Source organism: Stieleria sp. (assembly GCF_041595215.1).
Taxonomy (GTDB): domain Bacteria; phylum Planctomycetota; class Planctomycetia; order Pirellulales; family Pirellulaceae; genus Stieleria; species Stieleria magnilauensis.
Genome location: NZ_JBFHKV010000005.1, coordinates 1 through 26,191 on the forward strand (window position 1 = coordinate 1; position 26,191 = coordinate 26,191).

General features: G+C 59.3%; 15 protein-coding genes. 9 read left to right on the top strand and 6 right to left on the bottom strand.

The window, feature by feature from the left end; genetic code table 11:
• Positions 1–13: 13 nt before the first annotated feature.
• Both ABX749_RS00380 and ABX749_RS00385 read left to right on the top strand, forming a co-directional pair.
• A complete protein-coding gene (locus tag ABX749_RS00380; protein WP_372894286.1) occupies positions 14–5,410 on the top strand; it encodes an SDR family NAD(P)-dependent oxidoreductase in 5,397 nt (1,798 codons plus the stop codon).
• The gene (locus ABX749_RS00385; RefSeq protein ID WP_372894273.1) at positions 5,403–9,473 is read left to right on the top strand and encodes an amino acid adenylation domain-containing protein; all 4,071 of its coding nucleotides are present in this window, start codon (positions 5,403–5,405) and stop codon (positions 9,471–9,473) included. The genes ABX749_RS00380 and ABX749_RS00385 overlap by 8 nt, the downstream gene beginning before the upstream one ends.
• A 59-nt stretch (positions 9,474–9,532) precedes the next feature.
• On the opposite strand, the gene ABX749_RS00390 is transcribed toward ABX749_RS00385, so the two are convergent.
• From ABX749_RS00390 to ABX749_RS00410, 5 genes are all read right to left on the bottom strand, one after another.
• Positions 9,533–11,449 carry an SHD1 domain-containing protein gene (locus ABX749_RS00390; protein ID WP_372894274.1) on the bottom strand — a complete coding sequence of 639 codons (1,917 nt, stop codon included), beginning with the start codon at positions 11,447–11,449 and terminating at the stop codon, positions 9,533–9,535.
• A gap of 343 nt (positions 11,450–11,792) precedes the next feature.
• On the bottom strand, positions 11,793–12,374 hold the full coding sequence (locus ABX749_RS00395) for a flavin reductase family protein (RefSeq protein WP_372894275.1): 582 nt from the start codon (positions 12,372–12,374) through the stop codon (positions 11,793–11,795).
• 26 nt (positions 12,375–12,400) lie between these two features.
• Complete coding sequence (locus ABX749_RS00400) at positions 12,401–13,201, bottom strand: inositol monophosphatase family protein (protein ID WP_372894276.1); 801 nt, start codon at positions 13,199–13,201, stop codon at positions 12,401–12,403.
• Positions 13,198–14,319, bottom strand: coding sequence for a serine/threonine-protein kinase (locus tag ABX749_RS00405; RefSeq protein ID WP_372894277.1), 1,122 nt, complete (start codon positions 14,317–14,319; stop codon positions 13,198–13,200). Before ABX749_RS00405 ends, ABX749_RS00400 begins: the two co-directional genes overlap by 4 nt.
• Before the next feature lie 173 nt (positions 14,320–14,492).
• Positions 14,493–15,914 (bottom strand): DUF6513 domain-containing protein, encoded by a 1,422-nt coding sequence (locus ABX749_RS00410; protein ID WP_372894278.1) that lies wholly within the window; start codon positions 15,912–15,914, stop codon positions 14,493–14,495.
• 561 nt (positions 15,915–16,475) lie between these two features.
• Here ABX749_RS00410 and ABX749_RS00415 point away from each other — a divergent pair.
• The 4 genes from ABX749_RS00415 to ABX749_RS00430 all read left to right on the top strand — a co-directional run bounded on the left by ABX749_RS00415 (position 16,476) and on the right by ABX749_RS00430 (position 19,978).
• Positions 16,476–17,126: an RluA family pseudouridine synthase gene (locus ABX749_RS00415; protein WP_145218248.1), complete on the top strand. Its 651-nt coding sequence runs from the start codon at positions 16,476–16,478 to the stop codon at positions 17,124–17,126.
• Between the two features lie 109 nt (positions 17,127–17,235).
• Positions 17,236–18,027 (top strand): menaquinone biosynthetic enzyme MqnA/MqnD family protein, encoded by a 792-nt coding sequence (locus tag ABX749_RS00420; protein ID WP_372894279.1) that lies wholly within the window; start codon positions 17,236–17,238, stop codon positions 18,025–18,027.
• Positions 18,024–19,157, top strand: a complete 1,134-nt coding sequence (mqnC, locus tag ABX749_RS00425; RefSeq protein ID WP_372894280.1) for a cyclic dehypoxanthinyl futalosine synthase — start codon at positions 18,024–18,026, stop codon at positions 19,155–19,157. Before ABX749_RS00420 ends, mqnC begins: the two co-directional genes overlap by 4 nt.
• Before the next feature lie 14 nt (positions 19,158–19,171).
• A complete protein-coding gene (locus ABX749_RS00430; RefSeq protein ID WP_372894281.1) occupies positions 19,172–19,978 on the top strand; it encodes a ScpA family protein in 807 nt (268 codons plus the stop codon).
• 349 nt (positions 19,979–20,327) lie between these two features.
• Here the strand turns inward: ABX749_RS00430 and ABX749_RS00435 are convergent, their stop codons facing one another.
• Positions 20,328–21,404, bottom strand: coding sequence for a cytochrome c family protein (locus ABX749_RS00435; RefSeq protein ID WP_372894282.1), 1,077 nt, complete (start codon positions 21,402–21,404; stop codon positions 20,328–20,330).
• A 213-nt stretch (positions 21,405–21,617) separates the two neighbouring features.
• Between ABX749_RS00435 and ABX749_RS00440 the strand changes: the two genes are divergently transcribed.
• From ABX749_RS00440 to ABX749_RS00450, 3 genes are all read left to right on the top strand, one after another.
• On the top strand, positions 21,618–23,258 hold the full coding sequence (locus ABX749_RS00440) for a serine/threonine protein kinase (protein WP_372894283.1): 1,641 nt from the start codon (positions 21,618–21,620) through the stop codon (positions 23,256–23,258).
• A 471-nt stretch (positions 23,259–23,729) separates the two neighbouring features.
• The gene (gene tkt / locus ABX749_RS00445) at positions 23,730–25,775 is read left to right on the top strand and encodes a transketolase (protein WP_372894284.1); all 2,046 of its coding nucleotides are present in this window, start codon (positions 23,730–23,732) and stop codon (positions 25,773–25,775) included.
• 6 nt (positions 25,776–25,781) lie between these two features.
• A partial coding sequence (locus ABX749_RS00450) for an ExbD/TolR family protein (protein WP_372894285.1) occupies positions 25,782–26,191 on the top strand: 410 nt, incomplete at its 3' end.

Here is a 26,191-nt window from a genome sequence, read left to right on the forward strand (position 1 = left end):
GCCCAACCCGGACATTCATTTCGACGCCAACGGATTGCGGGTTCCCCGTTCGACCGAACCGTGGGATTGCGACGGACCACGGTTGGCGGGAGTCAATGGTTTCGGCTACGGCGGGGCAAACGCCCACGTGATTCTGGGACAACCGCCCCAAGAAGTCCCGAAACGTTCAGCGCCAGCGGTCGACCACCCACCGATGTTGCTGCCGATTTCGGCGCACGACAAGACCGCGTTGGCCGAAACCGCGTCACGTCTGGCCGATTGGCTGGACGAACATGATGTTGCCTGTGCCGACGTTGCCGCAACCGCGGCGCGACGACGCAGCCATCATGATTGGCGCGGCGTGGTGGTGGGACGCGATCGTCACGATTGGGCCCGCCGGCTTCGTGAAATCGCCGGCGATTGCGACACGCATGCCCAACGAGTGCGTTTGAATGTCTCCAGCCGAACCGACGCGCCGTCGCCTCCGGTCGCATTCGTGTGCAGCGGCCAGGGTCCGCAGTGGTGGGCGATGGGACGCGGCTTGCTGGAATCCAACTCAATTTTTCGCGACACGATTGAACGTTGTGATCGCGAATTTTCCAAGCACGTCGCGTGGTCGTTGATCGACGAGCTGTGTCGTGGCGAAGACGAATCGCGAATGAATGAAACCGCGATCGCTCAACCGAGTTTGTTTGCCTTGCAAGTCGCACTGGCGGCGGTTTGGCAATCCAAAGGCATTCGCCCCTCGATCATCGTGGGGCATAGCGTGGGCGAGATCGCTGCGGCCCACGTCGCCGGCGCCCTCGACTTTGCCGACGCCTGTTTGGTCGCGATCCATCGCGGCCGCACGATGGACGCCGCGACCAGCAAGGGCGCGATGATCGCGGTCGGGCTGTCGCCCCAGGAAATTGAACCCTGGATTGCCCAACTCGGTGACAGCGTTTCCATCGCCGCGATCAATGGCCCCGCGTCGCTGACCGTGTCGGGATGCGCCGTCGAGATCGAGGCGCTGTTTCACCGCTTGGACCAGGCAGGAATCTTCTGTCGGCGTCTGGAAGTGGAATACGCGTTCCATAGCGCCCAGATGGATCCCGTCCGCGACGAACTGTTGCGATCGTTGGCGACGATTCAGCCGAAGCCGACGCACACGCCGTTTGTATCCACCGTGACCGGCGCCGTGATGGCGGGCACGGAAGTCGACGGAGAGTATTGGTGGCAGAACGTTCGCAAGAGCGTGCTGTGTTCCGACGCGATGGATGTGCTGGCGACTGAAGGCATCGAGTTGGCCATCGAAATCGGACCGCACCCGGTGTTGCGTTACGCGATCGCCGAGTGCTTTGCCAAACATCAACAATCGATTTTGGCAGTCGCGTCGCTGAATCGAAAGAAAGACGATGCGACCGTGATGGCCGAATCCGTCGGCCAACTTTATGCCTGGGGTTATCCGATCGACTGGAATTTGAACGCACCGGCCGATGCCCAGTACGTCAAACTGCCGGCCATGGCGATGAACCGTCAATCGCTCTGGTTCGAATCTCACGAATCGAAACTGAGTCGCCAGTCAAACCCGGGTGAACCGATTTTGGGTCAAAGGCTCGATGGCCCGGACCCCAGTTGGCAGACTCGCATCGACCTTCGCTTGCAGGAATCGTTGGCCGATCACCGTGTTCGCAACGCGTGCATGATGCCGGCCGCGGCGATGTTGGAATTGGCCATCGCGGCGGGAGCAGTCGTCGGCGACGAGGATGCCGTCTCGCTGAAACGATTTCGATTGCAAAACCCTTGCCTGCTGGGCGAAGACGCTCCGGTGCGAATTCAAATCGACTATGCACCCCAGCGTCGACAGATTTCGCTCACCTGCAGCGGAATCGATCAATCCAATTGGCAACCGTTGGCCGTGGCGGACTTGAGCAGTATCGCCAGCGCACGCCTGTCAGATCGCTCGGCGCTGGATGACGCCCGACGACGAGCCACCGAATCGGTTTCCGCCGACCGGCTGTACCGCTATTGTGATCAGTTGGGGCTGAACTACGGGCCACGTTTCCGCGGCGTCAACGCAGCCTGGCGTGGACCGTACGAAGCCATCGTCGCGGTCGAATTCCCGGACGCGGAGGATTTTGGCGATGCCGCGGATCCGCTCGGATTCGGCTCGGCGCTCTTGGACAGTTGCTTTCACGGCATGATCATCGCAAGCCCCAACTTTGACGACGTCATCGACGGCTTGTACCTGCCCCAACAGATCGCATCGTTCGACGTCTTTCGCAAAGCGTGTTCGCCGTTGACGGCGCATGTGCGTTTGATCTCGAAAGACGACTATCGGATGGTCGCCGATATCGACATCTATGACGCCGATCAAAACCACTGCGTTGCGATCCGCGGATTTGAATCGGTTTCGGTGACGCGAATGAACCTGGAAGGTTCGGTGGACGAATTGTTGTACCGATACGTTTGGAAGCCGGCAGCCCCGGCGCAGCCGAACGACGCTGACACTGAAAATCGAAAATGGCTGGTCTTTTGCGACCAAAGCGGACTTGCCGATGAACTGCTGGAGCGATTGCCGGCCGGCGAGAAAATCGTCACCGTCCAGCACGGCGCCAATTTCAAACGGTTGCGTGACAAATCATTCATCATCGATCCCGAGAACCGGGACGAGTTCGATCGCTTGTTGACGGACATCGGGGATGGCGTGACCGACGCGGTCTATCTATGGGGTCTGGATTCGCCCGACAACGTCGAACTCTCTGGCGACACACTGAACAAGTCGACCGTGCTGACGACGTTGGCGCCGATGCACCTGGTCGCCGCCTGGCAATCGGCCGCGGATTCGAACCGGCAATCCAAGATCGCTCGACTGTCCCTCGTGACCCGCGGAGCTCAGCCGCCGGATGAAACGATGCTGCCGATTTCGGTCGCGGCCGGTCCACTGATCGGTTTTGGACGAGTGATCGCGAGTGAATGCAGTCGTTTCAAGACCAAGCTGATTGACTTGTCCCCCACGGAGTCGCCAAATGTCGCTTCACCGATTGCCGACGACTTGCTGGCAGAGCTGGTGGGGCGAATCGACGATGAAGACGAAGTAATGATTCGCGATTCGATTCGTTGGGTCCGGCGGTTTGTCCCGGTCGAGGAACAACCGCTTCATCCCGAGAGCCGCCGCCGTACTCCGAGCGCACTGCGGCTGGGTGATTCGTCGTCGATCGATCAATTGCGATACGAATCGGTTCCTTCGGTCGGTCCCACCGATGGACAGGTTGAGATCGAGGTTTTGGCGACGGGATTAAATTTCAGTGACGTGATGAAGTCGCTGGATTTGTATCCGGGGTTGCCCGATGGTCCCGTCTTGCTGGGCGCCGAATGCAGCGGGCGAATCAGTCGTGTCGGACCCGATGTCACCGAGTTTAACGTCGGCGACGAAGTGATCGCCGTCGCGCCGGGCTCGTTCGCGACCCACGTCATCGTCAACCAACACTTGGTCGCGCCGAAACCTGGAGCGCTGTCACACCCGCAAGCGGCAACGATCCCGATCGCTTTCTTGACGGCCGAGTATGCACTGGGCGAGTGTGCCCGCATTCGGTCGGGAGAACGCGTTTTGATTCATTCGGCCAGCGGCGGTGTGGGCATCGCCGCGATGCAGTTGGCGAAACTGGCTGGTGCGGTGACATTGGCCACGGCCGGTACAGATGAGAAGCGAGAGTTTGTTCGCCAGTTAGGCGCCGAAGTGGTGATGAATTCACGCGATCTACAATTCGCACGCGAGACGCTGGAACAGACCGATGGCGAAGGTGTCGATGCGATCCTGAATTCGCTGCCCGGTGAAGCGATCACGAAAGGATTGTCGATTCTGAAAACGGGCGGACGCTTTTTGGAGATCGGCAAACGCGACATCTATTCGGACGCCTCGTTGGGGTTGGAGATTTTCAAAAACAACCTTGCGCTGTTCGCCATCGACCTGGATCAACTGTTTCGCGAACAGCCCGAACGGATGGGGCAGATGCTTCGCCGTCTGGTGACACGTTTCGAAACCGGTGAACTGTCGCCGCTGCCGGTCAAGACGTTTGATGCCGATGAAACACGCGATGCGTTTCGATTCATGCAACAGGGAAAACACATCGGCAAGGTCGTCGTGGATTACCGCCAAGCCCCGTCGGACGTGTTTGCCGGACAGTACGAACCTGTTCGCTTGTCCGCCGAACGGACGTACTGGATCGCCGGCGGATTGGGCGGATTCGGATTGCGTGTGGCACAATGGCTGGTCGATTGCGGTGCCAAGCACTTGGTACTGGGAGGACGCAGCGCGGTCGTTGCGGCGGACACGCAATCGGTTTTGGATGAGTGGACGAAGGCCGGGATTGATGTGCGGGTGATGCCGGTGGACCTGACGTCGACCGCTTCGGTGCAATCGGTGGTCGATCAAATCGATCGCGATTGTCCGCCACTTGCCGGAGTTTTTCACACGGCGATGATTCTTGAAGACCGCTTGTTGGTCGATCTGGACCGAACGACGTTGCAGCGGGTACTCGGTCCGAAGGTCTTGGGCGGATGGAACCTGCACGCGGCGACCTGTGGTCATGATCTGGATCACTTCGTGTTGTTCTCGTCGCTGTCGAGTGTCTTCGGGCACGCCGGACAGGCAAATTACGCTGCGGCGAACGCGTTCTTGGATTCGCTGGCCCATTACCGGCGATCTCTCGGCATGCCCGGCTTGGCGGTCAATTGGGGACATGTCGGTCAGGTCGGCTACCTGGCCCAGCGCAGTGAACTGAGCGAGCGACTGGAGCGGCAGGGCGTGTTGACGTTCTCCGCCGACGAGGCGATGCGTTGTTTGGAACAGGCGATGCAAACCGACGCCGTCCAACAAAGTGTCTTGAGGATGGATTGGATGCGTTGGCGGGGGCTGGGCATCACCGGAGAAGTGTCTCCACGATTTGCGCATTTGTTGCGTGGAATGCCGGAGGAAACGACCGACGGCGACCGCTTGGCCACCGCGACGGAAGTCCGCGAGGCGACGGCCGACGCAAAGAACGCAATGGTTGCTAAAATCATCGGATTCAAGGCGGCCTCGTTGCTGGGGATCGCCCTTGAAAAAATGCCGTGGGACCGGCCCCTGTTGTCGATGGGGCTGGATTCCCTGATGGCCGTGGAGATGCGAAACTGGATCGAAAGCCGACTGGAGATTGATTTGCCGATTTCCGAATTGATGCGGAGCGAAAGCTTGCGAGAAGTCTGTCGCAACGTCACCACGATCATCGACGCGGGCACATCGCAGCCGAACCAGGCGGCGACGCCCGATGCGGAGACCGATGACGCGGAGAAGAACGGCGCAACGGCGGCGGAATTGCTGGAGCAATTGCCGGCGATGTCCGATGCCAACGTCGACGCGTTGTTGGCACAACTGCTCGATGGCACGGTCCCCGGACAGCCCCGTGAATGATGCGTTGGATGGTCTGTCAGGCCAACAAAAACGCGAGTTGCTGGCCCGCTTGTTAAAGGAAAAGGCGGCCGCACAGGGCGAACGGCAGCAGCATTCCGCCGACGAGTTCCCGCTTTCGGCGGGGCAACAAGCGTTGTGGTACGCGTACCAGCGGGCTCCACAGGTCACTGCGTACAACGTCTCGCTGCCATCTCGGATTCGCTCGGCGATCGACCTGGACGCGATGCGACGATCCGTCGAAGCGTTGGTCGATCGGCACAGTGCGTTGCGGACGGTGTTTGCCGAATCAGATTCGACCCATCAGCCCGTCCAGCGGATTCAGACGACGTTGACGCCGGAGTTTCGTGTGGTGGAGACGCCGTCGGCAAGCCAAGCCGAACTGGCCGCACGGGTGACCGAAGAGATCAACCGCCCGTTCGATTTGACGCGTGGCCCGCTGCTTCGTCTGGCAGCCTTTCGAATCGCCGCCGATGATGTCGTCATGGTTGCCACCACACATCACATCGTGGTCGATTTCTGGTCGTTGGTCTTGATCATGGATGAAATCCGCCAACTGTATCCCGCGCTGGCGAGCGGTCGGAAACCGAATCTGCCACCTGCACCGTGCAACTACGAACGTTTCGTGCGTGCCCAAGCCGATCTGGTGGCCAGCGACCGGGGAAAGCAGATCGCTGCGTATTGGCAACGTCAATTGGCCGATGTCCCGCCGGTGATCGAATGGCCGACGGATTTTGTTCGCCCCGCATCGTTCACGCACCGTGCGTCGGTGGTTCCGCTGAAGTTCCCGCCCCAGATGGGGGCAAAGGTTTCCGCGCTGGCGCGTCGATTGGGCGTGACCGCCAACGTCGTGGTGATGGCGTTGCTACAGGTGCTGGTCGGACGGTTCGCCGGTCAGGATTCGTTTTCGATCGGGACCCCGTTTTCGGGTCGCAGCCAGCGGGAGTTCGAAAAGACAGTTGGATTCTTCGTCAATCTGCTTCCGATCACCGTTGATCTGTCCAACAATCCGACGCTGGAAGAACTGATCGCGACGGTCGGGCGAAACATGATCGATGCCTTGGCGGGCGAAGGCCTGCCGCTGGCTGAAATCGTTCGCGAGAGTGGCGTCGGGCGTGACCCACGTCGCCATCCGCTGTTTCAAGTCTCTTGCACGTTCGAAAAATCACAGATCGCCAGCGAACAGGGCCGAGCGGGATTTGTCATCGGCAACGAACACGTCTTTGACGACTTCGCCGGCATGCGGCAAGAAAGTTTTCCGGTCCAGCACACGAGCTGTCATTACGACGTTGAGTTTGTCTTTGAACTGCATGGCGATGAACTCCGCGGCATGATCTGTTATTGCCGCGACCTGTTTGCCGCTGACACGATCGATTCGATGGCCCGTCAATTTGTTGCATTGTCTGGTCAGCTGGTCGCCGATCCAAAATGTCCGGTGAAGCATGTCCGCTGGGCTGATGGTCATCGATCCGATTCAGACGATTCGAACGAGCCGCGTGAAACGTTGATCGACTTGCTCGGGGATTCGGAACACGAAATTGTCGCCGACGCACAACGCTTCGCAACAAGTCTGCACCAACGCGGCATCAAACCCGGCGCGATGGTTCCGGTCTGCATGAATCGCGGCCGTGATGCCTGGGTCGGAATCCTGGGCGTGATGTATTGCGGAGCGACGCCGATTCCCATCGACGCCGATCAACCGGCGGTCTCGCCCGAGATGCTGCAACGCGATGCGGCGATTGAATTCGTCGTGGCCACAGCGAACGATCCATGGGCAAACGCTCTCGACGTGGCCGTCATTTCAGTGGACGAATTGGACCACCAGGCGACGCCGACCTGTCATCATTGTTCGCCCGACGACCTTGCCTACGTGATCTACACCTCGGGTTCGACCGGACGTCCGAAAGGCGTCATGGTTTCCCACGCCGCGATCACCAATGCGATGCGTTGGCAACAGCGTGCGACGCCCTTTTCACCATCCGACCGTGCGCTCATCGTGTTGTCCCATCAGTTCGATGCGACGTTGCCACTGGTCGTGACCACCGCTCAACAGAACGCGTCACTGGTGTGGCCCGATGATCCGGGACGCCTGGATCTGGACCAGTTGATCACACAAATCATTCGCGATCGCGTCACGATTCTGCAGGCCGTCCCGAGCGTCTTGCGGGCGCTCGCTGGGCATCCCCGATTTGCCGAGTGCACGTCGGTGCGCCAGATTTGGACGGGCGGCGAAACGATGCCGACGGAGTTGCCCGAATTGATTCGTTCCCAAGTCGATGGTGAACTTTGGAATTTTTATGGTCCGACCGAGGCTGCTTGCCAAGTCACGGCGCATCGTGTGACAGAAGTCACGCCGGGGAGTCGCATTCCGATCGGTCGTGAGATTGATGGGGTTCACATTCATCTGGTCGACCCGCTGCTGGCCCCGGTTCCCGTGGGCGTTCCTGGACAGATCGTGATCAGCGGTCGCGGTTTGGCAGACGGCTATCTCAATCAACCAGAATTGACCGAACAAGCCTTCGTCACCTCGCAGCAGATCCGCGATGGCGACGGCAAGCCGAGCCGAGTCTATCTGACGGGCGATCTGGGTCGGCGGCGCGGCGACGGCACGATCGAGTTTCTCGGCCGCGTCGACCACCAAGTCAAACTGCGGGGTTATCGCATCGAATTGGAAGAGATCGAGCGGACGATCGAGTGCTTCACAGGCGTCGAGCGTGCGGCGGTCAAAGTGATCCAGTCCGGAACGCCAGGAGAACGTCTTGCCGCCTTCGTCGCCGGGGTTGACGCATCGCAACAAGACGGACTGAACCGTCATCTCGCGGCCAGCCTTCCCCCCTACAAGCGTCCCGCGTCGATCCACCTGCTCGATCAACTTCCGCTCAATACGAGTGGCAAGATTGATCGCCAGCGGTTACCCGAACCAGTGTCCAAGGACGGGTCGACCGAGAATGTGTTGCCGCCGCGCAACGACTTGGAACAGTTTTTGGAGCACCGCTTCGCCGCTGCGTTGGAGCAGGAATCCATCGGAATCGATGTCAATTTTTTCGAAGCCGGGGGAACGTCGTTGCAGGCAGCGGTGTTGACGTCAGAGTTGTCCGATGAGCTTGGTTTCGCGATCCCCACCGCGTTGCTGTTTGATTTGGGCGACGTCCGATCGGTCGCAAGCCGGTTGGTGGATCTGCATGAACCGAGCCTTCGAGCCCGATTCGGAGACGCGGCGATCGACGGATGTCGCGCTGCCGTTTCGGAAACGGAAAACGAATCGACGAAGGATGCCGACGCGTTGTTGGTGGAACTGAAACGCGGCGGCGATGCTGCCCCCGTGTTCATGATCCATCCGCCGGGCGGGATCGTCGTCTGTTACCGCGAACTGGCGGGGATGCTTCCCGACGATCAGCCGCTGGTCGCGATTCGCTCGCGGGGACTACACGGGGATGAACGATTGCCGAGCACGTTGAGTGAAATGGCCAGCGACTATGTCCGGTCGATCCGGCGTCGCCAGCCGTCGGGGCGTTATTTCATCGGCGGTTGGTCACTCGGCGGCGTCATCGCCTTCGAAGTCGCACGGCAGCTTGCCGCCGACGGCGCGGACGTGGCGGGATTGATTCTGTTGGATTCCACGGTACCAGAGCGCAGTGATTCCGACGCGCCCGCAGCCGGACTGGAGTACGGGATCGAATTATCGCTGGAGCAGCTGAGTGAACTGTCCGAAGACGACCAGTTGCCGTTCCTGTACGAGCACGCCGAACGCTTGGGGGTGCTGCAAGAAGACACTCCGACGGCGGTCGTGCAGAAAGCCATCGCCGACCTACGGCGTTTGTTCGCCCACCACGTCGAGTTGTGCCAAGGGTATCAGATCCGACTGATGGACGTCCCGGTGCTGCTGTTGCGACCGAGTGATGTTCCCGGAAAAGCCGATGAGCGTCCCGATCGTGGTTGGGGGCGTTGGACCGGCGACGTCACCGTGGGCACGGTCAGCGGGCATCATCACAGCATGGTGAAATCCCCCGGCGCCGGCGAGATTGCCGAGCAGATCGCACGGTTTGTCGCGTCGGTGAGGAATTAGGGGAGGGAAGGCAGAATGATAGGGGCAAGACGATAGGGGCAAGACGATAGGGCTGAGCTTCAGAAATCGACCCAGCGTCCGTTTTGGATGCGGCTGGTTCCGACGATGCTGCGGTGTTCCGGCTTGATGATCTTGGGCGGAATGTTGACGCGTTTGAAATACTCCGGATCGGCCTTTTCATAACGTTTCACGGCATGCTTGATCGACTCGCCCGCATTCAAGCGGATGATGAAAGGGACCATGTTTTCTGAACTGCGCTGCCACAGCGTGGTGTCGCCTTGGACCACTTTCAAACTGGCGCGATAGGGTTTCAGATTGACCGTTTCGCCTTCGCTGCGGAACGAGGCTCCGATGGGGCGGTAATTGAGCACTTGTTTTTCACCGCGCGTGATCGTCGCAACGACTTTGATGTCGGCGTTGGGAACCACGTTCCAGCCTGCTTTTTCCACCGCCTCTCGAAGCGCGTCTTCCATCACTTGTTCGTCGACGCCCTTGATGCCGCTGACTTCCAAGGAGACTTTGCCGCCGGGTCCAAGCAGCAACATGTCGTTGCCGGCATTCTTCAGCTGTTGCTTGACCTTGGCGATCGCACCATGCGGCAGCGGAAGACTGGTGATCATGGCCGGGCGCGCATTTTTGTCGATGCAAACAAATCCGCCGGGAAAGGTCATTTCTTTCCCGCCGGAGGGCAGGTGATATTTCCAGACCGCCTGGGCCATCTCCAGATCGATCAACGCGAACTGGCTGAGCAACGCATCGTCACCCACCCAGCCGACCAACCGCCCGATCGGCGTTTCGACGGTTTCCTCCATCTCCATGCCGGCGGACTGGAGATTCCAAACCGCCACTTGATTGCCGGCCGCCATCGCCAGTCGGCTGCCGTCGGGCGAAAAACGGACTTCGGGCGTTAGGGTTCCGGGAAAGGGAATCTTGCCGATCAGCTCGGCGCTGGCGACATCGATCATCTGGGTTCCGCCGCTGACCGAAATGGCAAGGAAACGTCCTCCGGCACTGACGGCGACCTTGCCCGTCGCCGGCACCCGTTGAATCAAAAAGTGGCATTTTCCGTCATCAAGCGACCAACAATAAATCGACGAATTGACTTGCACGAGCGCTCGGGTGCCATCCAACATCGTGGCGAACTCCGCCTTCGGTTTGAATCCCGGTTTCTGCCATTCGGGCAAATGCCATCGCGCAACCACACGCGGGCTACCGTTCGACAGGCCGTCCATGACCGCCAAGTCGCCGCCCCGATCTGAAGGTGAATCGACACCGATCATGGCCACCGACCGATCGTAAGCGATGTTGTGGTCCAACAACAAAAACGTCTCGTCGGACTCAAAGGCCAACTTGGGCTGCTTGTTGCCCTTCGTGGTCAGGAAGACATGCCCGAAATGCGCCGGGCTGACCGCATTGCCGTTGCGATGTGTCGACACCGCAAACACGGGTACGGCGGGATCGACCAGGATCGGTTGAGAAACACGGGCGTAGGCATCGAGCTGCTCAATCGGTCGGGCGAACTCGGCGAATTGAAATCCACCCACTCCCGGATCGGGCTGCACCGCAGGCATCGTCTCATCGACGTTGATGTAGATCTCCGTTCCATCGGTCGGCAACTCTTCGGTGGTGCTGCGCTGCGGGAACGATCCGGATGGAGACGGAGCCAGTTTGCGATCAGGGGTCGCAGGCGTCATCGGCTCCCCACCGGCAAATGGATTGACCGGCTCGGCATCGAGTTCTCGGACGAATTTGGCGTCGGCAGGGCTGAGAATATTCAGCGGAACGGTGATCACTCGACCATCGCTCTTCTGCAACTTGACTTGTGTTTCGTTGTGCTCAATCAGCTTGGCGCTGACCTGGAACTTACCCGTCTTGTCGGTCCACAACCGAGCGTCCGACTGGGCATGTCCGATCACAGGGCAAAGGCAAACCAGCAAGGCAAGCACGACGACGGTGCGGCGATCGACCTGGGGCATGGCACGGAAACCTGGAAAGACGAGAGATCAGAAGAGCATCCAGACCGGGCGATTATAACGTCACGGAGAAGGCAGCGCGTTGAGTTTCACGTTTCAGGTTTCTTGACTCTGATGGAATGGAGGTTTCCCGTCGTCCTTCATCGCAAGAGGCTGATTCACTCTCCCAAAGGGCATTGGTATCGACACAAGTCGCATTTTGCCCAAAGGGCATGCATATCCATAGCCTGGGGCAAGCAAACCGAGCAATGGCGAGGGTTGCGCCCGCCCCAGGAACCTCATCGCAACGACGTTCAATTTGGCCAACGGCTCAAGTTTCAAGTTTCAAGTTTGAAACTCCTTACCCTCATTCCAGCCGGAAGGTCTCTTTGACTTCCGTGTATTCGCGGCGTCCGACGCGTGCGATCGTGTGCAGGGCTTTCTGGTCGACCAAGCTGTCTTCGACGTGGAAGTAGACGACGTTTCCGATCACCAGATTCGCTCCGGCGGGACCGGTTCCCAGCGTGATCGCCGAATGCAGGGTGCACTCCATGGCGGCAACGGCCGATCGGACGCGGGGCGGTTTGACTTTGACCGATTCGATCGGCTCGACACCGACGTGTTGAAATTCGTCGATTTCCGAGCCCACTTCGTCGCTGCTGCGGTGCATCGCTTGCGCGACCGACTCGGTCACGACGTTGACCACAAACTGACCGGTGCGTCGCACGTTTTCCAGCGTGTCTTTGGGCAGTCCCTGGGCGTTGTTGGCCGGGGCGAAGCAGACCGTCGGCGGGTTCGCCCCGACGCCGCTGAAGAAGGAAAACGGTGCCAGGTTTGGCACTCCGTCGACCGACAGCGTCGAAACCCAAGCGATCGGTCGGGGCGTGATCAATTGAACCAAACGCAGGTAGGTTTCTTGCAGCGTCAGTTTTTCGACGTCAAATTCCATTTCGGTCTCCCGGGATTCAAACCCGATCAATCCCTGCCGAGCAGGCCGACCATGGTTTCGTGCATCGGCTTGGTCGCGGTGACACAGAATTTTGGCAACCAGTCGTCCAGTTCGGATCCGTCATAGGCGGTCAGCTGCGCCCCGGCCTCGCGTGCGATCACGGTACCGGCGGCGGAATCCCAGGGGCAGACGTTGGTCGCCCAATAGCCGTCCAGACGTCCGGCGGCGACGTAGCACATGTTGAGTGCACAAGAACCGAGTCGGCGAAGTGATCGGCAGCGTTCGAGGACTTTGACGAACCGAGCGACCTCTGGCGAATCCGCTTTGACGCCGGCGGGAAAACTGCACGCGACCAGCGCCTGCGACAGGTCTTCGCAATCGCTGGCCCGAATCGGCCGCCCGTTGAGGTGTGCGCCGGCGCCGTCGACGGCGGAAAAGAGTTCGTTGGAGACGGGATCGAGGATCACGCCCAAACGCATCTTGCCGGCATGGTACAGCCCGATCGAAACGGCGAACGATTGCAGCCGATGAACGTAGTTGACGGTTCCATCGAGCGGATCGACGACCCAGCACGGCGGCGCGTCGGCGTCACCCTCGCGAACCGCAGCGGGCGGGTCATTCTCGCCCTCTTCTTCCCCCACGAACGCATAGCCGCCGAAGGCGTCCATCAGGATCTTGCGAATCGCTTTCTGTGATGCCAGATCCGCATCGGTGACGAGATCTTTGGGAGCCTTTTCGGAAACGGTTCGGTTTTCCCATCGGCTGAGCAGTTCCACGGCGCCGGCCTTTGCGGCCTTGATCGCCAGGTCCAAGTGTTCTTGATTCACAATTCGATTTCGAGTCGTCGGAGTTCTTCCAGCCAAAGCCGGATATCATTGTTGTATTCGGTCGACATGTCACCGATGACCAATTGTCGATGAAATGCCGCCGCACCGGTGTCGACATGCTCGGCGGCTTCGGCATTGGGGAACCGTAAATTCGGGTCGGGCGAGATCAATCCGACCAGAAAGTTCATCAACAAATCGTTGCGACTGATGTCCGCCGGCAACACCTCTTCCAGTCGCGAGGGCAAAGCGAGTTTGGCTTCCACCAGATCACGCAGGCTTTCTTTGCCGGCAAAAATGTTTCGTCCGCTGAGCAGTTCGATCAACACGTAGCCGACACTTGCCAAGTCACTGCGTGGGGTCGCCAATTCGTTTTCCAAGATTTCCGGAGCCGCGTACATCGGAGTGCATTCGCGTTCGCGGGGCGGATTCTTGTATTCGATCGCCGATCCCAAATCGATCAGTTTGGTGTGGCCGCTGCGTTTGAGCATGATGTTAGCGGGTTTGACGTCGCCATGCACGATGCCTTCGCGGTGCAGCGCCGCCAGTGCCGCCAAGCACTCACGCATGATGGCCACGGCGATGCCGGCTTTGAAACGCGAATGGTCGGGTCCCTTGGTGATGATCACATCGTTGATGTATTTGAACCGACGGTTGTCCAAATGCTGGCCCAACAGTTTCAAGCAACTCGGTGCGAGCAGTTGGCGAAGGTCATAGCCGTCGACCCATTCCATCATCATGATGCGGATCCGGTGCCGTTCGAAGAAGTTTTGCACCGCCAGCAGGTTGTCGTGCTGAATCAACGCGACTTTGGATGCAATCGTGGCGATCCGCCGCATCGCCTCGTCGTAGGCGCGGGCGCGTTGGTAGTGCTCGGGGGAGAACACTTTCATCGCGACCGGGACCGTGAACCCGTCCGTCCCGCGATACTCCGTCAGATAGACCTCGCCCTGGCCGCCACGGCCGAGCAGACGAAGCATGTGATGGTGCCCCGTCCAACTGACCTTCTGTCGTTCGATCAGGTGGTCATACCAATGAACGAGTTTCGCGTCACCGCTGGTGTTAACGGTGCCCCGAAAAGTAACCGTTGGATTGGGTTCGAAGCGTGTGGTGGATTCCATCGTCGCGACGGTCCGTCGTTTTACGAATAGCGAGAGGGCGAATCAAACGCAGCGTTATGCAGGTCTCTCCGTCTTGACCGGCCAGCTACATTTGGACACTACAGTCTACACGGCCCGCCCAAATTCAAAAGGCGAGAGTTGGTCCCAAATCCCGCAGTTGCGGGTGAATGCAATTATGGCTCCTTGCGATGGCGGCTGCTGCGAGCGAGGCGGTGCAGATCCTCGCGGCGGGTCAGGAACCCCCAATCAAGTGCGCGATCTTGCTCATACTGCTTCCCTAAGGTCAACGCGATCGACGCTTTGGCCATTTCGTAGCCCAAATAAAACGCGTGCCCACGGTCCACATTGTCAGCAATCGGCTCGTTCAGCAGCCTCTCGAACAGCAAAAACGGGTCCTGCTCGCGAAGGTACAGCTGACGCGAGACCAAGTGGATCGCATCATCCTGGGCGAACAAACGGTAGTTATTGTCCTTGATGGCCTGGGAAAGCCCCTCCAGAGTGTCCAACGGAAACGAACGCAACCTTCGATCCCGCAGCAGCACCAATTCGTCGGACAGATTCTTGGGAGGAATGCCATTTCGGACCGCCGCATGCACGAGGCGTCGGGCATGGTCACACTCACGCACCGAAGATCGCGCCCAGTTGATCACCTGGGTGGTCAGGACACTTTGAATTCCCAGCTCCTGACAGATCCCTAACAGCACCGCGTTGATGCCGGCCGAATCGGCGTCGGTCAATTCCGTCACGTTGCCGATTCCCATCATCATCGGCAATTCCGGATAGCGCCTGCGCACCTCCGAATAACGCACGATGCTGGCCGCCAATCCCGAACCAATCGGCTCCAAAATCGGATCCAATCGCATCGGGACGTTCCGCTGCGACAAATACTCGATCGTTTCATCCAGGCTGCTGAGATCGGATGGTGAATCAGGAATCACGACAACCTCCGTGCCCCAGCGCTGGGCATGCTCGCGATTCTGAGAATTCACACTCAGCACCAGCGATGCACCGGCACGACAAGCCGCTTCCGCTTCCCAAGGGTCAAACGTATCGACCGAAACGGGAATGCCTTGCGACACCAGCGCGGCGATGTAGTCCGCAATCGATTCAAAGCGTGCGGTTGGATCACACCCGACATCAATTCGATCCGCACCGTCACGCCTCAGTTGCAATGCAGTGGTTAAAAATTCGTCCCGGGTCAGTCGGGGCACATGATTGATCTCCGCAATGATCTCGATGTCATAGCGACTGAGGTCGATTTCGGAACGTGATTCGCCAAACAGTTCCGCCATGTCGCGACAATCATTCGGTCCGACAACGACTTCGGCCGCGACTTGGGAACGCAACGTTTCGATTCCCGATTCGCAGAACCCCGGCACGATCAAATGAGTCGCTTGCTTAGGCAAATCCAGCTTGCGCGCGAGCCATTTTGGGGTCATCAACGCAGCGACGGTGATCGGCATGACACCGATCGAATAGTCAAACGCATGCCGCCCGGCGAGCGCGTCGACGATCTCGCGGACCGCATGCTGGGCAAGCGTTCCGGTCACGAAGTGCAAGTGCGATGTTTCGGAGAGATCGATAGCCGGTTGCATGTCGCGTTGGCTGAGAGCAGGAAGTGTTCGGGCGGTCGGTAACGTTCAAACGGAACCACCGTCATAAAGGTTAACCGGTTGCGCGCCGTTGACGCGCGCGGCACACCGTGAAGTGATGTTGGAAGTCCAAGATTGTCGTTGAAATCAGCTCCCAATCGCCGCTTTTTTTTTTAATCCGATCACACCAGTCGCTCTTGACTGATGTGCGACAACGCGTACAACTTCAATGAGCGAGAGATTCGTGTACGAAGCGAAGTTGCGATTCCGATTGAAACTTCTCTTTGTCGTGGCCGGGATCTCTCGTTTTTTTATGCGCTGAAAGTGACTGCTGCAGAAGGTGACGCGTGTTGAACGGCGTGCAACCTGAAGCAAACGTAGGCTGATCAACGTGACTGATCGCAGCGTGGTATCGGCGGTGCTTTGAGATGGAAGAGAATCTGCCAAGCTGGTCGATACGAAAACGACACCCTGGCAGTCTCTGCGAGGCTTGCGAGTTGATTCCTTCCAAGCCCACGATCACCTTGCTTGATCGATTCTTTCCCATGACGCATTGGATCACTGATGGCTGACTCGGACATTCAATTGCTTTGGCAGAGCGATCTGATGCTGGCGGTCAACAAGCCGGCCGGGTTATCGACCCAAGCTCCCGCTGGAATCGATAGTCTGGAAAGCCGACTGCATCGTCAACTCGCACGCCCGGATGGCTACCTATCCTTTCCACACCGATTGGATCGGTTCGTCAGCGGCGTGATCTTGGTCGCACTGACGAAAAAAGCCGCCCGACTGTTGTCGGCCCAATTCGCCAGTCGCAAGACGCACAAACAGTACTTGGCGGTCGTCGAAGGCCGATACAAGGCGGGCGAAACGGACCCTCAACAGTGGGACGATTTCATCCGCAAAATGGACGCGCTGCCCCGCGCGGAAGTCTGTGCCGAGACCGCGGCCGGTGCAAAGCTGGCCAGCACGATCGTCAAAACGGTCTCCGTGGATTCCGCCGAGGACACGAGCCGGTTGGAATTGAACCCGATCACCGGACGGATGCACCAGCTGCGACTGCAAACGGCCTCCCGCGGACACCCGATCGTCGGGGATACGACCTACGGTGCGGCGGAACAGCACACCGACCGCATCCTGCTGCACGCCCACCGATTGCAGTTCCACGACCCATCCAACGGTCGTCTGATCGAAATCGAATCGCCTTGCCCGTTCTGAGTGTCAGACCTCGGCGAACGGCGGTGGATCGGCTAAGGTGTTGCGCTCGCGACGTAGGTGCGGTCCACTTACCATCTCGCGTCGTCACCACTGAAATCCGGACGGAATCATGACTCGCCTGGGCGCCGTTTCGTACTTAAACACCAAGCCGTTGATCCACGGGCTCAAAGAAGCCCTGGGACCCGGTGACTCGTTGACGTTGAACTTGCCCAGCCGATTGGCCAGCCAGCTGCGTTCGGGTGAATTAGACGTCGCGCTGATCCCCTCGGTCGAGTACTTTCGCGGCGACGGTTACCAAATCGTCTCCGACGCCGCGATCGCCTGCCGCGGGCCGGTGTGGAGCGTGCGGTTGGTCAGCCGCGTGCCCGTCAAGCAGATCAAACGGCTGGCGTTGGACGAAGGCAGTCGCACCAGCGCGGCGATGGTACGCGTGTTGTTGTGGCAGATGCACGGGCTGAAACCCGAAACGACGGTTCTGTCGATGGAGCAGTCACCCGAATCGGTCGACGCCGACGCCGTGCTGATCATCGGAGACCGTGCGATGCATCCCGAGCGGGGGGTCTACAATGAGATTTGGGACCTTGGGGACCGCTGGTGCCGCTACACCGAAACCCCCTTCGTTTTCGCCATGTGGGTGGCCAGACCCGGGATCGACACCGATGACCTAGTCGACATTTTGCAGCGTTGTCGCGACGCCGGTGTGGAAGCGATGGAATCGATTGCCCGGACCCATGCGGCGGCACATGGGCTGACGAACGAAGACCTGTATCGCTATTTTGCCGAGAACCTTCACTTTCAACTGGGTGAATCCGAACTCGATGGACTGCGGCGTTTCCGCGACGGTTGCGAAGAACTCGGATTGCTCGACACGAAAACTATTGAATCGATTGAAGAATCATGATCACGGACATCCTGGACAAAGCGGTTGCCGGCGAGCGACTTTCGGCATCGGAAGGTTTAACGCTGTTGGAGAGCCACGACTTGGCGGCCATCGGCGCGGCTGCCGACAAGGTCTCGCGGCGGATGCACCCCGAACCGTATCGAACTTACAACGTCGATCGGAACATCAACTACACCAACATCTGCACCGCCGTCTGTCACTTCTGCGCGTTTTATCGCGGCCCCAAGAGCGACGAAGGCTATGTGCTGCCGCGGGAAGAGCTGCTCCGCAAAGTCGAAGAGACGGTGGCGGTCGGCGGCAACCAAATCCTGATGCAAGGCGGTTTGCACCCCAAGTTCAAACTCGATTGGTACGAAGAGCTACTCTCGGACATCAAGTCGGCGTTCCCGTCGGTGAATATCCACGGGTTCAGCCCGCCCGAGCTGTACCACTTCACCAAGGTGAACAACCTGCCGATCGAAGAGGTTCTGTCGCGACTGAAAGCGGCGGGCTTGGGAAGCATCCCCGGCGGAGGCGCTGAAATCCTGGTCGACCGCGTCCGCAACGAACTGACTCGGGGCAAAGTCGACTCGGACAATTGGCTCAACGTGATGCGGGTCTGGCACAAGCTGGGCGGGATCAGCACCGCGACGATGATGTTCGGCCACGTCGAAACCTTGGCCGAACGGATCGAGCACCTCGAGCGGATCCGCGACCTGCAGGATGAAACCGGTGGATTCACGGCCTTCATCTGCTGGACGTTCCAGCCGGACAACACCGACATGAGCCACATCCCGGCGTCGGGATCGTTTGAATACCTGAAGACCCAAGCCGTTTCCCGCTTGTTCCTGGACAACATTGCCAACATCCAAAGCAGCTGGGTGACGCAGGGATTGAAGATGGGGCAATTGGCGATGCTGTTCGGCGCCAACGACATGGGCAGCTTGATGATTGAAGAGAACGTCGTCGCCGAAGCCGGAACTGTCCACTTCATGTCGTTGACCCAAATTCGTCAGGCGATCGAAGAATTGGGATTCCAACCGCGTCAACGAGACGTGTTTTACAACCTCGTCGACGAAGAATTGGAACAGAAAGCGATCCAGGCGGACGGCCACACGGGGCCGAAAGATTTGGTCCAACTGGCGGTTTAGGCTAAACTGAGTCCATGCCATTCCGCGTCGAACTCGCTATCTACAACGGTCCCATCGACTTGCTCCTCTACCTGGCGCGACGCCAGGAGGTCAGCTTGATGGAGGTCTCGCTTTCCAAGGTGATCGATCAATACAGCGACTACCTGGAACTGCTTCAGGAATTGGATCTGGCCGACATCGGCGACTTTCTGGAATTGGCGAGCATTCTGGTCGAATTAAAAAGCCAGGCGGTGCTTCCCCAAACGGTTGAATCCGACGAGGAAGACGAGCAGATCGAAGACCCGCAATCCGAGTTGGTCGAACGACTGCTGCAATACAAGGAGATCCGGGACGCGGCGGCGGTGCTCGATGAGATGGCGGGACGTTGGCAACAGCGTTACCAGCGGATGAGTGATGACCTGCCGCGGCGTCGGATCGACCCGGGCGATCAGCCGATCGCGGATCTGGAGATCTGGGACTTAGTCAGCGCCTTCGGACGGATCATGCGCGAATCCGCCGGCCCGCCTCAAACCGAAGTCATCTACGACGACACCCCGATCCACGTTTACATGCAAAAGATCCACACGCAACTGGCGGCGCGGCCGCGTGTGCCGTTGATGGATCTGGTCGAAGGCGGCATCCACAAGTCGGCGTTGATCGGCTGGTTCCTCGCGACGTTGGAACTGACGCGACACCACGGTGCGGCGGTGGAAGAAGACGAAGCCGGCGACATCGTGATCGTTAAGACCGCAGACTACAGCGAGGACTTGGCGGTCAACGAAGTCGACAACTACGGCAACGACGGCATCATCGCCACCAACCTGCCCAGCCAGCCGAGATAGCGGCTTGCGGGGTGACGCGGATCGAGCGTCGGGCACGCTGTGCATGCCGGGTGCCTAATCAATCGATCTACCTTCTGCCGATTGAAGAACCTCCCCCCTTTCGAACGGCCGGCGGCTTTGCCGCCGGCCGATCGAAAGGGGGGAAGAGGAGTCGGGGATTCTTTTCCTGGGGTGGCGGTCACTCCGCTGCGCTCGTTCCCTGACCCCAGGCTATGTTGTTGATGCCCTTTGGGCAAAGCCTGCCGGGCGAACCACAAGGTTTCGCGCAGACCCATCTTGGAAAGAGGACGCACCAGGACTTGGATGCGTGGAAGCGGGACTTCACCGGACGCAAGCTGGGAGCTTACTTTTACTTTCGTGCGGTGGGGATGAAGGCGTCGAGGTTGGCGAGTCCCTGGCCGTCGCACTCGGCGGCAAACCGGTAGCCGAGCGCTGCGATCTGATCGGCCGCGGCGGTCAACTCGGCTTCGTTGTTCAGCTTGAGCTTGACGCCCGCGACGACCTTCAGGATTTGATCCAGGATCGGTTCCTGGACTTTGGCCGCAACGCTTTGCAGCCGCTTTGACGCACGGCTGGCGCGTTGTGCGACGGTCATGGCGAAGGTCGCTTTCTGGGTCGCAACAGCGGTCGCCCGCAGCGATGCCTCGAGTTCGGCGATCATGCCGGCAACAAACATCACGCGCAACTGCTCGGGTGTTCGTGTCGCGTTGTGCTTGCCGTCACTGTCAACAAAGTTGTGACGGATCGTCCCTTGGCTCCACGAGACGAATTCAAAGTCCAGTGACCCGGCGGAATGACCGCCGACGTTGACCAATTCTTCGTCCGCGGTGGTATGGCAGCGCAGACAGCTTTGCGCGACCAGATAAACGTTTGCAGGATTACGCATCCCTGCTCGAACGCTTTGCGCGATCCGTTCGGCGCGGTGCTCGGCAGACTCCGTCAAACGCGTGACGGTTTCGCCGCCGTAGAGGTGATGCACGTCGAGCCAGTCTTTGGCGGCACCGTGACACGATTCACACGAGACGCCGGCAACGACGTGATGCGCCGCGTCGGAACCGGGCTGGCCGGCGGCGTCAGTTTGCTGGGTGTAGTGACACGCGACACAGCGACCGGAGTGTTTGATCGAACGCAGACCCAACTTCGACGCGATCTGCTTGGCTTCGGGTTTGCGATGCAATTGATCAAACGTCATCGCGTGCGGCGTCGTCTGCCAAGCCTTGACTTCTGACGCGTGGCATTTCACGCAAGCGTCATGCCCGACGACACGATCGGGGTCGGCGGGCTTGGCGATCCCCAAATGATGGGCGGCGGACAACGCGTCGCTGTGTTCGGCCGAGACCCAACTGGTTTGCGCGTCAGCCGAAGTCGTTGTGATGACAGCCAGAAAAAAGAAAACCGAAAGGGTGGCTCGGTGGCGAATCGTCATGGTGTGTTGCGGAATGTCGGGTGGCGATCGGATCGTCAGGACTGGAATATTCGGCAAAGCCGTCGACCGCATCGATCGGCGGTTGTCCGGAACTGAACCCTACGTCACGCAACGCCACCCTGTCGCACCATCCATTTTGTGTCATCAGAGGTTATGCTATGGATTCTGTCCGTTGAGTCCCAGCTGTCGACCCATTGCACGATCCATTGCACGATGCCCCGAAGCCGCCTCGGCCCGCTCGCGATCGAAACAAAACTTGGCGACCATCCGTCGACAAGCTCGGTGTGGCGTGCGATCCATGTCCAGTTAAAAAAGGCGATCGCCGTCAAGATTTTTTCGGCGCCCTTTGGCGGCACGCCGGAAGCGCGACGATTATTGGCCGACGAGTGGGAGCACTTAAAGACGCTGTCGCATCCCGGCATCGCGAAATGTTATGGCGGCGGGTTTGAGGAAACCGACGCCTACCTTGCGTATGAATTGGTCGACGGTGAAACACTGTCCAGCCAGATCGAACGGACGGGACGGTTGTCGTGGGAGAACGTCTTGGAGATTGCCCAGGGCATCGCCGACGCATTGGAATACCTGCACGGCCAGGGTGTCGTTCACGGGGCAATCTGTCCGGACAAGATCATCGTCGCCGGCTTCGCGCCGGTCTTGCTGGACCTTCGCACCGATCGGTTCGGATCCCCCTTTCGCACCGCCCGCCCACCGTCGGTCGATCAAGTGGCCCGACAGCCACCCGAATCAGTTGCGGCCGCCGTCGGTAACTCGGTGCCCCCCCCACAACCGTCCGCCGACCTGTATGCCTTGGGCGTGTTGCTGTATCAGGCGATCACGGGGCGTTTGCCGATCAGTGGCGAGACGATGCAAGAGGTCCGCGAGAACGTGCAACACGAGCAGCCGCCGACGCCGGCCTCGATCGTGTTGCAATGCCCGGTTTGGTTCGACAAGCTGATCATGCGATTGCTGGAAAAGGATCCGGCCAATCGACCGCCCAGCGCGACCGCCGTCAAAATGGCGTTGGTCGAAGTCCGTAAACGATCTCTCTCGCGCACCAGTGTTGCCGAACACACCAGCAGCGGGTTCAGCCCGTTGCAAGTCACCAATCAACAAGACAAAGACGAAGCGCGCACGTTGCTGGGACGCGGCGTCATCGATCTGAATGCCATCGAGGAGGAAGACGAGGTCCCCGACAACACGGTTTGGCACGACCAGCCCTGGTTCTTGTTGGGCGGTCTGGTGTTGTTGTTGATGCTGTTGGCCTACGTCGCCTGGCCCGCCAGTGAACAGTCGCTGCGGGAGCGTGCCGAACGGCTGATCGCAATGGACACGCGCAAAGCGTTGGCCGAAGCCGAAGACGAACCGCTGCGCGAACTATTGGTGCGTTTTCCCGACGGCCCCCACGCCGAGTGGGCTCAGCAGCAGATCGACGTGATCAACGTCAAACAGTTCCTGCACCAACTGTCGGTCAAGATCAAGAACAACCTGCCGATGAAGAATCAAGGCGAACTGCTGCACAAGCAGGCGCAAGAGTATTCCGCCAACGGCGATTTCGCCAAAGCGATCGACATGTACCACAGCATGGTGACGGTACTGGGTGACGATCCGGAGTACGAAACCGCCGTTAATGCGGCGCGGTTTCAAATCGCGATCTTGGAAACGAAATCGGCCGAAGAAAGTGATGCGGCCAAGATCGTCCAAGCGCGGCTGGACGAGGCGGATGTATTGCTCAGTGAAAACCAAGTGGTCGAAGCGCGCAAGATCTGGTACAGCCTGGTCGAACTCTACGGCGACAACTCTGACCTGAAGCCGTTGATCGACATTGCCCAACAACGCCTCATCGAAAACAAATGAGTGCTTTCCCGATGCGGCGTTTTGGTTGAACGCAATAGAATCCCTCTACTGAGACGCTCCACGAGGCACCGTGGCGTCCATGCCGACCTGACCGACGGGGTAAAGGCCTCTCAGTTGCCCATGGCGGTGGACAGTGGTTCGGCATGAGCGTCCACCTGGGTGATCAAATTGACCGACGCACGGAAATCGGAACCCTGCTCGGAAAACGTCACCGCGGCGGTTTGAACCATTTCCGCGGCGATCGCGAGGGGAGGTTCGGGGATCGCGGCCTTGGTGAATTTGCTCGCCGGCGAACGGGGGATCGGAAACTCCGTCCGAATTTCAAAAAAAACACGCGTTTGGCCCGCAAAAAGCGGGGTGTTGACGTGACGGTTGTTCGTCGACCCTTTCGAAATCCCCACAAACGCGGTACCTTTTGCGGCTGGCCGAAACGAAATTTTCTTCCTCTATCGACGAAATAGACCACGCAAAATGAGTGTTGCATCGACTGATCTTGAGACCCTAGCGGTCGACACCATTCGCTCCCTCAGCATGGATGCGGTCCAGACTGCCAACAGCGGTCACCCGGGGACACCGATGGCGCTCGCACCGATCGCCTATCAGTTGTTCAATCACACGATGCAATATGATCCCTCGCATCCGAATTGGCCCAACCGTGACCGATTCGTGCTGTCCTGTGGTCACGCCTCGATGTTGCTCTACAGCACCCTGCACCTGGCCGGCGTCAAAGCGACCGACAAAGACGGCAACGTGTTGGACGAACTGTCGATCAAGCTGGACGACATCAAGAACTTTCGTCAAATCGGAAGCGTTTGTGCCGGGCACCCGGAATACGCCGAAGCGGCGGGAATCGAAACCACGACCGGACCACTCGGTGCGGGCGTCAGCAACAGCGTCGGCATGGCGATGAGCCAAAAGTGGCTGGCCGAAAACTACAACACCGACCAACACAAGCTGTTCGATTACAACGTCTTTGCCCTCTGCAGCGACGGCGATCTGATGGAAGGCGTCGCCTGCGAAGCCGCCTCGGTCGCCGGCCACCTGAAGCTGGACAACCTGTGTTGGCTGTACGACGACAACAGCATCACGATCGAAGGCGACACCAGTTTGTCGTTCTCTGAAGACGTCGGCAAACGATTCGAAGGCCTCGGCTGGAACGTCGTGCATGTTTCTGACGTCAACCAATTGTCCAACCTGTCCAAGGCGATCGAAAGCTTCCGCAGCTGCACCGACAAGCCGACCATCATCATCTGCAAGACGATCATCGGCTGGGGTGCCCCGAACAAGCAAAACACACACGGAGCACACGGGGCGCCGCTGGGCTGGGACGAAGTCGAACTGGCCAAGAAAGCCTACGGATTTCCGCCCGAAGAGAAATTCCACATCCCCGACGGCGTCATCGAGCACTTCGCCAACAACCTCGGACAGCGTGGCGCCGCCGATTACCAGAAATGGAACGAAACCTGGGCGGCGTACCAGTCGGCCAACCCTGAAAAAGCGGCCGAGCTGCAGGCGATCTTCGATCGCAAGTTGCCCGAGGGCTGGGACAAGGACATCCCGGAATTTGAAGCCAGCGAAAAAGGCGATGCGACGCGAAACAGCAGCGGCAAAGTGCTCAACGCGATCGCCAAGAACGTTCCCTTCATGATCGGCGGTTCGGCCGACTTGGCGCCGAGCAACAAGAGCGATCTGACGTTCGAAGGCGCCGGAGACTTTTTGCCGAATCAATACGCCGGTCGCAATCTGCACTTCGGTATCCGCGAACACGCCATGGCGGGCATCGTCAACGGCATCTGCCTGACGGGCCTGCGAGGCTACGCGGCGACGTTCTTCGTCTTTACCGATTACATGCGTGGGGCGATGCGACTGTCGGCGATCATGCACCAGCCGATCCTGTACATCCTGACGCACGATTCGATCGGCGTCGGCGAAGACGGCCCGACCCACCAACCGGTCGAACACCTGTCGGCGTGCCGAGCGATTCCGGGGTTGAACGTGTTCCGCCCCGGCGACGCCAACGAAGTCGCCGAATGTTACCGAACCGCGATGGAGATCAGCGACCATCCCGCCGCGATGGTGCTGTCGCGTCAAAACATGGCCACGCTGTGCCGGACCAAATACGCCGCCGCCTCGGGATGTGCCAAGGGCGGTTATGTGCTTTCGGACTGTGAAGGCACCCCGGATGTGATTTTGATGGGCAGCGGCAGCGAACTGGGACTGTGCGTCACGGCCGCCGAAAAACTGACCGCGGCGGGCAAGAAAGTCCGCGTCGTCAGCATGCCGTGCATGGATCTCTTGGCCCAGCAAAGCCAAGCCTACCAAGATCAAGTGTTGCCACCCGAAGTCACCAACCGCGTGGCCGTCGAAGCAGGCTTGAGAATGTCGTGGGACCGCTGGATCGGGTTGCAAGGCAAATTTGTCGGCATGTCCGGCTACGGCGCCAGCGGACCGTATGCCGAAGTCTACAAGCACTTCAGCATCAACGAAGACGCCGTGATCGCAGCCGCCGGCGGCTGATAGCCGATGAAGATCCCCAATCAGCAGAACCGACCGTTCACCGGTGCCAACATGACGCCGATGATCGATGTCGTGTTTCTGCTGATCATCTTCTTCCTGGTGTCCAGCCACCTGGCGCGACAGGAGTCGCGATTGCCCGTCGAGCTGCCCGTTGCGTCGACGCACAACCCGCTCAGCGTCGACCCGGTCTCGGTGACCATCACCGTCAACCGCGACCGTCAACGACTCGTCGGCGGTAAAATCCTCGACGACGCAGCGCTCGATGCGATCCTGAACGATGTGGTGCGTCGTGACGGAGAATCCGCTTCGCTGCGAATCCGCACCGACGGCGCCGTCCCCTATGGAATCATCGAGCCGATCTTGAAAGCATCGGCCGAACTCGGCCTGTTGGATATCAAATTGGCCGTCAAAGAACA